The 594-nt window shown below is 36.2% G+C and carries 1 protein-coding gene; it reads right to left on the bottom strand.

The window, feature by feature from the left end; translation table 11 throughout:
* Positions 1-594: PCRF domain-containing protein (locus E0765_RS04590; protein ID WP_132812049.1), on the bottom strand; the 594-nt coding region annotated here is incomplete at both ends.

Genomic DNA, 594 nt, shown 5'->3' on the forward strand with positions numbered 1-594 from the left:
ATCAGTAGTATTCACAGATTGTCCACCATTTCCACTTGCACGCATTACATCTATTTTTAAATCGCTTTCGTTAATCTCAACTTCAACATCATCAACCTCTGGCATAACAGCAACTGTAATAGCAGATGTGTGAACTCTTCCTTGAGACTCTGTTGCAGGAACTCTTTGAACTCTGTGAGTTCCACCTTCAAATTTTAGCTTAGAATAAACGTGGTCACCTTTTACGAGTATTACAATCTCTTTATAACCACCAGCCTCACTATCACTTGAACTCATAATTTCAACTGTCCAGTTATTGTTTTCTGCATATCGCAAATAACCACGAAATAAATCTCCAACACACAGTGCAGCTTCATCTCCACCTGTTCCAGCCCTAAGCTCCAAATATATATTTCTATCATCATTTGGGTCTTTTGGAATCATAAGAAGTTTTATCTCATCTTCCAAAATAGGTTTTTTCTGCTCAAGCTCTTTTAACTCTTCTTTTGCTAAATCACCCAGCTCAGAATCATCAAGAATGCTTCTATTCTCTTCGATGTCTTCAAGAACTTTTATATACTCTTTTGCTTTTCTAACAATTGGTTCTATATTTGA

Origin of the sequence: Sulfuricurvum sp. IAE1 (assembly GCF_004347735.1) — a bacterium.
Lineage (GTDB): Bacteria > Campylobacterota > Campylobacteria > Campylobacterales > Sulfurimonadaceae > Sulfuricurvum.